Here is a 6,277-nt window from a genome sequence, read left to right on the forward strand (position 1 = left end):
AGCAGAGTATGATTTTAATGATTGATAATTACGATTCATTTACGTACAACCTGGTCCAGTATTTAGGTGAGCTTGGGGAAGAACTGATTGTAAAACGAAACGATCAAGTCACCATTCAAGAAATCGAAGAGCTCAAGCCAGACTTTCTGATGATTTCTCCAGGACCTTGCAGTCCGAATGAAGCAGGAATTAGTATGGAAGCGATCAAACATTTTGCTGGGAAGATTCCGATCTTCGGTGTCTGTTTAGGTCATCAATCCATTGCACAAGTATTTGGTGGAGATGTCATTCGTGCGGAGCGGTTAATGCATGGGAAAACATCAGAGATTGAACATGACGGCAAAGGTGTCTTCACGGGACTACAAAATCCGCTCGTCGCAACAAGATATCATTCATTAATTGTTAAAGACGAGACGCTACCGGAGTGCTTTGTCAGAACAGCGAGCACAAAGGAAGGTGAACTCATGGCCATTCGCCATAAAGAACTTCCGATTGAAAGTGTTCAATTCCATCCAGAATCGATTATGACGTCCTTCGGTAAGGAAATGCTCAAAAATTTTATTGAAACCTATCGTAAAAAGGGGAATGAAGTAAACGCATGATCATTTACCTGAACGGTCAGTATATAGAGGAGAAAGATGCGACTCTTTCTCCTTTTGATCATGGTTTTCTATATGGCATCGGTGTATTCGAAACATTTACCTCTCTAGCAGGACAAGTCTTCTTGTTAGACTGGCATCTTGAAAGGCTCAATCAATCATTGCGTGACCTTTGCATCGAATCCACAATAGAGAAACCATTTGTACTCGACATCATTCATACATTATTCAAACAAAATCAAATAACGGGCGGTCATGCGAGGATCCGCTTCAATGTTTCTGCGGGCAGAGGCAATGGATTTTCTGCAGACCCTTATGAGGAGCCTGTTGTTTTTGTGATGATCTCCCCATTCCGGCCTGAATCAATAGTAGATGAAAAACAGGGAATCATTCTTGATACAAGAAGAAACACACCGGAAGGTCCAAGACGGCTCAAGTCGCATCATTACATGAACAACCTGCTGGCGAAAAGAGAAGTAGGGAACGATCCGTCGGTAGAAGGGATCTTTTTAACAAAAGAAGACGATGTGGCAGAAGGAATTACGTCAAATCTATTTTGGCGAAAAAAAGATGTGATCTATACACCTTCACTTGATACCGGTATTTTAAACGGGGTTACCCGTCGATATTGTATCGAAACGCTGCAAGCTTCGGGGATCCCACTAATAGAAGGAAGATATCCACTTTCACACTTGCTCTCAGCTGATGAGGCGTGGATGACCAATTCGGTTCAGGGAATTGTGCCTTTTAAAAATATCGGAGACACCGTCCTGCAAAACCACAACCGAACGATTTCGACCAAGCTGAGAACAGAATATACAAAAGCACGTCTAGACTATAAAGAGTAGGTGGACACAATGACACAACAATTGATAAAACAGCCTAAAATCATACAAGCCAAGCACCATACCCTTAGTTATGAAGAAAAGACATTGGTCATGGGCATTTTAAATGTCACACCGGACTCTTTTTCAGATGGAGGAAAATTTAATCAAATGGATAAAGCGCTGGCTCATGCAGCGCAGCTCATAGAAGATGGGGCGCATATTATTGATATTGGCGGTGAATCGACTCGGCCGGGAGCGGCACTTGTCTCAGAGCAAGAGGAGCTTTCAAGGGTCATTCCTGTCATTGAGAAGATCACAAAAGAATTGGACATACCTATTTCTATTGATACGTATAAAGCCCATGTCGCAGATGAGGCAGTGAAAGCGGGAGCCTCAATCATTAATGATGTATGGGGGGCGAAAGCTGATCCTCAAATGGCGCATGTGGCAGCGAAGCACAACGTGCCAATTATCTTAATGCACAATCGACCAGAGCGGAATTACACCCATCTGATTTCAGATATGATTGCAGATCTGAAAGAAAGTGTTCAAATTGTAAAACAAGCGGGTGTCCGTGATGACATGATTATATTAGACCCTGGTGTAGGATTTGCGAAAAATAAAACTGACAACCTCATGGTCATGAATGAACTTGAACATTTTTGCCACCTTGGATATCCGCTGCTTCTAGCAACATCCCGCAAACGATTCATCGGTGCAGTTTTAGACCTGCCGCCTGAAGAACGTACTGAAGGAACGGGTGCGACGGTCTGTCTTGGGATTCAAAAGGGCAGCGCGATGGTCCGAGTGCACGATGTAAAAGAAATCGCAAGAATGGCAAAAATGATGGATGCCATGCTGAATAAAGGAGGCGCTTATCATCGATAAAGTATATGTAAACGGAATGGAATTTTACGGCTATCACGGTGTATTTGCAGAAGAGAATAAACTAGGCCAGCGCTTTCGTGTGGACCTAACAGCTTCACTTGATCTAAGTAAGGCAGGACAAACGGATGACCTAAATGAGACCATCAACTATGCTGAGCTCTACAACATCTGCAAAAATATTGTAGAAGGAGACCCAGTGAACCTCGTTGAAACGCTGACAGAAAGAATTGCAAATCAAGTGTTAAAGGACTTTTCGACAGTTCAAGAATGTACAGTAAAAGTAATCAAACCAGATCCGCCAATTCCAGGACACTATCAGTCCGTTGCCATTGAAATGACGAGATCACGCGCATGAACAATACAGCATATATCGCTTTAGGCTCAAACATAGGAAAAAAGGAAACATACTTAAAAGAAGCTGTCAAAAAACTTCACGAACATCCAGGTGTTCAAGTTGAATCCATTTCATCTATATATGAGACAACACCTGTAGGCTACGAGAATCAGGATGACTTCTTGAACATGGCTGTGAAGATTTCCACCTCGCTTCGTCCTGAAGAACTTCTATCACTGACTCAGAACATTGAGCAGGAGTTAGGCAGAACAAGAGAAGTGAGGTGGGGTCCACGGACAGCTGACCTTGACATTTTACTTTATAATCGTGAAAATATTGAAACAGAACAACTTGTAGTGCCGCATCCTAGAATGTACGAACGTTTATTCGTTCTTGTTCCGATGAGTGAGATTTGCCCAGAAATCGGCGAAGCCCAGATAAACGCCGTAACAGACCAAGAAGGTGTAAGCATATGGAAAAAGACATGTGGGGTAGAAGAATTCGTGCATACCGAAAGCTAAAAGGGTATACTCAGGAAGGGTTCGCCAAAAGACTGGGCATCTCTGTCTCTGTCTTAGGGGAAATTGAGCGAGGCAATCGATTACCAACAAACCAAATGGTTGGTCAAATAGCAGATGCTTTAAATATAACGGTGGAAGAACTTTCACCAATACTTGAAGAGGAAAGGAGGGGACTAGATGTTTAAAATCGGAGATATCGAAATTAAAAACAAAGTAGTGCTCGCACCAATGGCTGGTGTGTGTAACTCTGCTTTCAGACTCACGGTGAAAGAGTTTGGAGCGGGCTTAGTCTGCGCTGAAATGGTCAGTGACAAAGCGATCTTGATTAATAATGCCAGAACGATGGGCATGCTGTACATTGATGAACGTGAAAAACCGTTGAGCCTTCAGATATTTGGGGGAGAAAAGGACACGCTCGTGGAAGCGGCCAAGTTTGTAGACCAGAATACAACGGCGGACATTATTGATATCAACATGGGCTGTCCTGTGCCGAAGATTACGAAATGTGATGCAGGAGCGAAATGGCTACTTGATCCAAACAAGATTTATGAAATGGTCTCTGCTGTTGTAGATGCTGTAGATAAACCTGTTACGGTGAAAATGAGAATGGGCTGGGACGAAGACCATATCTTCGCTATCGACAATGCCCGTGCTGTTGAACGAGCAGGTGGACAAGCAGTTGCGCTTCACGGACGGACACGTGTGCAGATGTACGAAGGAACAGCGAATTGGGATATTATAAAAGAGGTCAAACAATCTGTATCCATTCCAGTCATCGGCAATGGAGATGTCAAAACCCCTCAGGATGCAAAACGTATGCTTGATGAAACGGGTGCAGATGCTGTCATGATCGGAAGAGCCGCACTAGGAAACCCGTGGATGATTTACCGGACGGTTCATTATTTAGAAACGGGTGAACTAAAAGAAGAGCCTAATGTGCGTGAGAAAATGTCTGTGTGCAAACTTCATTTAGACAGACTCATAGACCTGAAAGGCGAGCATGTGGCTGTCAGAGAGATGAGAAAACATGCAGCATGGTACTTAAAAGGTGTCCGAGGCAATGCAGATGTAAGAAACCAAATCAATCAAAGTGAAACGAGAGCGGAGCTTGTAAAAGTTCTAGATGACTTTACGATCGAAGCCGAGGCAAAAGAGCTTCAAAGAATAAAAGTAGGATAAGACTATCTTTCTTTTTGTGGCTCACTGCTAGTGCACGTACTGGCAGTTTTTCTGCTTTTCTCTGCAAAATACATTATTGGAGTGATATAAATGAGTAATGAAGGGCTTAATAACGAAGAATTAAATGATCAATTCCAAGTAAGACGTGACAAAATGAATAAAATGAGAGAAGAGGGTATCGATCCATTCGGTGAACGATATGACCGTTCTCATCAATCTGCACAAATTATTGCTGAATATGACGAGTTTTCAAAAGAAGACTTAGAAGAAAAAGCAGCTCAAGTAACAATTGCTGGCCGTATGATGACAAAGCGTGGAAAAGGGAAGGCTGGCTTTGCACACATTCAAGACTTAGAAGGACAAATTCAAATCTATGTACGTAAAGATAGTGTAGGAGAAGAAGCTTACGAATTATTCAAAAGCTCGGACCTAGGCGATATTATCGGTGTGACGGGAACCGTATTTAAAACGAATGTAGGAGAACTTTCAATTAAAGCGACTAGCTTTGAGGTTCTGACAAAAGCACTTCGCCCGCTCCCTGATAAATATCACGGACTAAAAGATGTAGAACAACGCTATCGTCAGCGTTACCTTGACTTGATTGTCAATCCAGAAAGTAAGCAGACGTTCATCATGCGAAGCAAAATCATTCAATCAATGAGAAGATACTTAGATTCAAAAGGATACCTAGAAGTTGAAACACCAACAATGCATAGCATCCCTGGTGGTGCATCAGCTCGTCCTTTCATTACTCATCACAATGCACTTGATATGCCGCTTTATATGCGTATTGCGATCGAGCTGCATTTAAAACGTCTGATTGTCGGTGGTCTAGAGAAAGTATACGAGATTGGCCGCGTATTCCGTAATGAAGGAGTCTCAACTCGTCATAACCCGGAATTTACTATGATTGAGCTGTATGAAGCATATGCAGACTATAAAGATATCATGAACCTAACGGAAAACTTGATTGCTCATATTGCCCAAGAGGTACTAGGAACAACAACGATTCAATATGGAGAAGATGAAATTGATCTAAAACCTGAATGGAAGAGACTCCATATGGTTGAAGCAGTCAAACAAGCGACAGGTGTAGACTTCTGGCAAGAGATGTCTGTAGAAGAAGCAAAACAGCATGCTGCTGATCACGGTGTTGAAATCACAAAAAACATGACAGTAGGTCATATTATCAATGAGTTCTTCGAGCAAAAAGTAGAAGAAACACTGGTTCAGCCTACTTTTATTTACGGGCACCCAGTCGAGATTTCTCCATTAGCTAAGAAAAATCCTGAAGACCCGCGCTTCACGGACCGCTTTGAGCTATTCATCGTGCGTCGCGAGCATGCAAATGCATTCACCGAGCTGAATGATCCAATCGACCAAAGAGAACGTTTTGAAGCTCAATTAAAAGAACGTGAAGAAGGAAATGACGAAGCGCATCTCATGGATGACGATTTTGTTGAAGCATTAGAATATGGCATGCCGCCAACAGGCGGACTAGGAATCGGTATCGACCGATTAATCATGCTACTAACAAATTCTCCATCAATCAGAGATGTACTGCTTTTCCCGCAAATGAGAAACCGTTAATACATCAACAAAAGCGCCATTTGATCTGTGGCGCTTTTTATTTTTCATAAAATGAAACTTTTTTTAAAAAAACTATTGCAAGAAAAGAATCCAGATGGTATATTATTATTCGTTGCCGCAAAACAGCAACGAGGTTGAAAAAAGAAAATGAAAAAAGTTCTTGACTTCAACCGAAGAAAAATGTTAAGATATTAAAGTCGCTTACGAGCGATAACGAAGATGATCTTTGAAAACTAAACAAGACAAAACGTACCTGTTAATTCGAGTTTTTATAAAAAAATCCTATGATACATCATAGGTAGTCAGTCAAACTGGCGAAAAACAAAACTTCGGTTTTGA

The 6,277-nt window shown here is 42.0% G+C and carries 8 protein-coding genes; all 8 read left to right on the forward strand.

Annotation, left to right across the window (positions count from 1 at the left end):
* Nucleotides 1-8: 8 nt before the first annotated feature.
* The 8 genes from pabA to lysS all read left to right on the forward strand — a co-directional run bounded on the left by pabA (nucleotide 9) and on the right by lysS (nucleotide 5,938).
* Complete coding sequence (gene pabA, locus ACNO7B_RS00380) at nucleotides 9-602, forward strand: aminodeoxychorismate/anthranilate synthase component II (RefSeq protein ID WP_417901031.1); 594 nt, start codon at nucleotides 9-11, stop codon at nucleotides 600-602.
* A complete protein-coding gene (gene pabC / locus ACNO7B_RS00385) occupies nucleotides 599-1,447 on the forward strand; it encodes an aminodeoxychorismate lyase (RefSeq protein WP_035704048.1) in 849 nt (282 codons plus the stop codon). The genes pabA and pabC overlap by 4 nt, the downstream gene beginning before the upstream one ends.
* Before the next feature lie 9 nt (nucleotides 1,448-1,456).
* Nucleotides 1,457-2,314: a dihydropteroate synthase gene (folP, locus tag ACNO7B_RS00390; RefSeq protein WP_035391541.1), complete on the forward strand. Its 858-nt coding sequence runs from the start codon at nucleotides 1,457-1,459 to the stop codon at nucleotides 2,312-2,314.
* The gene (gene folB / locus ACNO7B_RS00395) at nucleotides 2,307-2,669 is read left to right on the forward strand and encodes a dihydroneopterin aldolase (protein WP_035704045.1); all 363 of its coding nucleotides are present in this window, start codon (nucleotides 2,307-2,309) and stop codon (nucleotides 2,667-2,669) included. The genes folP and folB overlap by 8 nt, the downstream gene beginning before the upstream one ends.
* Nucleotides 2,666-3,169: a 2-amino-4-hydroxy-6-hydroxymethyldihydropteridine diphosphokinase gene (folK, locus tag ACNO7B_RS00400; protein ID WP_007496156.1), complete on the forward strand. Its 504-nt coding sequence runs from the start codon at nucleotides 2,666-2,668 to the stop codon at nucleotides 3,167-3,169. The genes folB and folK overlap by 4 nt, the downstream gene beginning before the upstream one ends.
* On the forward strand, nucleotides 3,121-3,354 hold the full coding sequence (locus tag ACNO7B_RS00405) for a helix-turn-helix domain-containing protein (RefSeq protein ID WP_017366448.1): 234 nt from the start codon (nucleotides 3,121-3,123) through the stop codon (nucleotides 3,352-3,354). Before folK ends, ACNO7B_RS00405 begins: the two co-directional genes overlap by 49 nt.
* On the forward strand, nucleotides 3,347-4,348 hold the full coding sequence (dusB, locus tag ACNO7B_RS00410) for a tRNA dihydrouridine synthase DusB (RefSeq protein ID WP_035391540.1): 1,002 nt from the start codon (nucleotides 3,347-3,349) through the stop codon (nucleotides 4,346-4,348). Before ACNO7B_RS00405 ends, dusB begins: the two co-directional genes overlap by 8 nt.
* 90 nt (nucleotides 4,349-4,438) lie before the next feature.
* The gene (lysS, locus tag ACNO7B_RS00415; protein ID WP_017366450.1) at nucleotides 4,439-5,938 is read left to right on the forward strand and encodes a lysine--tRNA ligase; all 1,500 of its coding nucleotides are present in this window, start codon (nucleotides 4,439-4,441) and stop codon (nucleotides 5,936-5,938) included.
* Nucleotides 5,939-6,277 lie beyond the last annotated feature (339 nt).

Source organism: Bacillus sp. AK25, assembly GCF_048270685.1.
GTDB lineage: Bacteria > Bacillota > Bacilli > Bacillales > Bacillaceae > Bacillus > Bacillus altitudinis.

Excerpts from the sequence above, each read along its gene's own strand:
- pabA (WP_417901031.1), top strand. The coding sequence starts at position 9 with ATGATTTTAATGATTGATAATTACGATTCATTTACGTACAACCTGGTC.
- pabC (WP_035704048.1), top strand. The coding sequence starts at position 599 with ATGATCATTTACCTGAACGGTCAGTATATAGAGGAGAAAGATGCGACT.
- folP (WP_035391541.1), top strand. The coding sequence starts at position 1,457 with ATGACACAACAATTGATAAAACAGCCTAAAATCATACAAGCCAAGCAC.
- folK (WP_007496156.1), top strand. The coding sequence starts at position 2,666 with ATGAACAATACAGCATATATCGCTTTAGGCTCAAACATAGGAAAAAAG.
- ACNO7B_RS00405 (WP_017366448.1), top strand. The coding sequence starts at position 3,121 with ATGGAAAAAGACATGTGGGGTAGAAGAATTCGTGCATACCGAAAGCTA.
- dusB (WP_035391540.1), top strand. The coding sequence starts at position 3,347 with ATGTTTAAAATCGGAGATATCGAAATTAAAAACAAAGTAGTGCTCGCA.
- lysS (WP_017366450.1), top strand. The coding sequence starts at position 4,439 with ATGAGTAATGAAGGGCTTAATAACGAAGAATTAAATGATCAATTCCAA.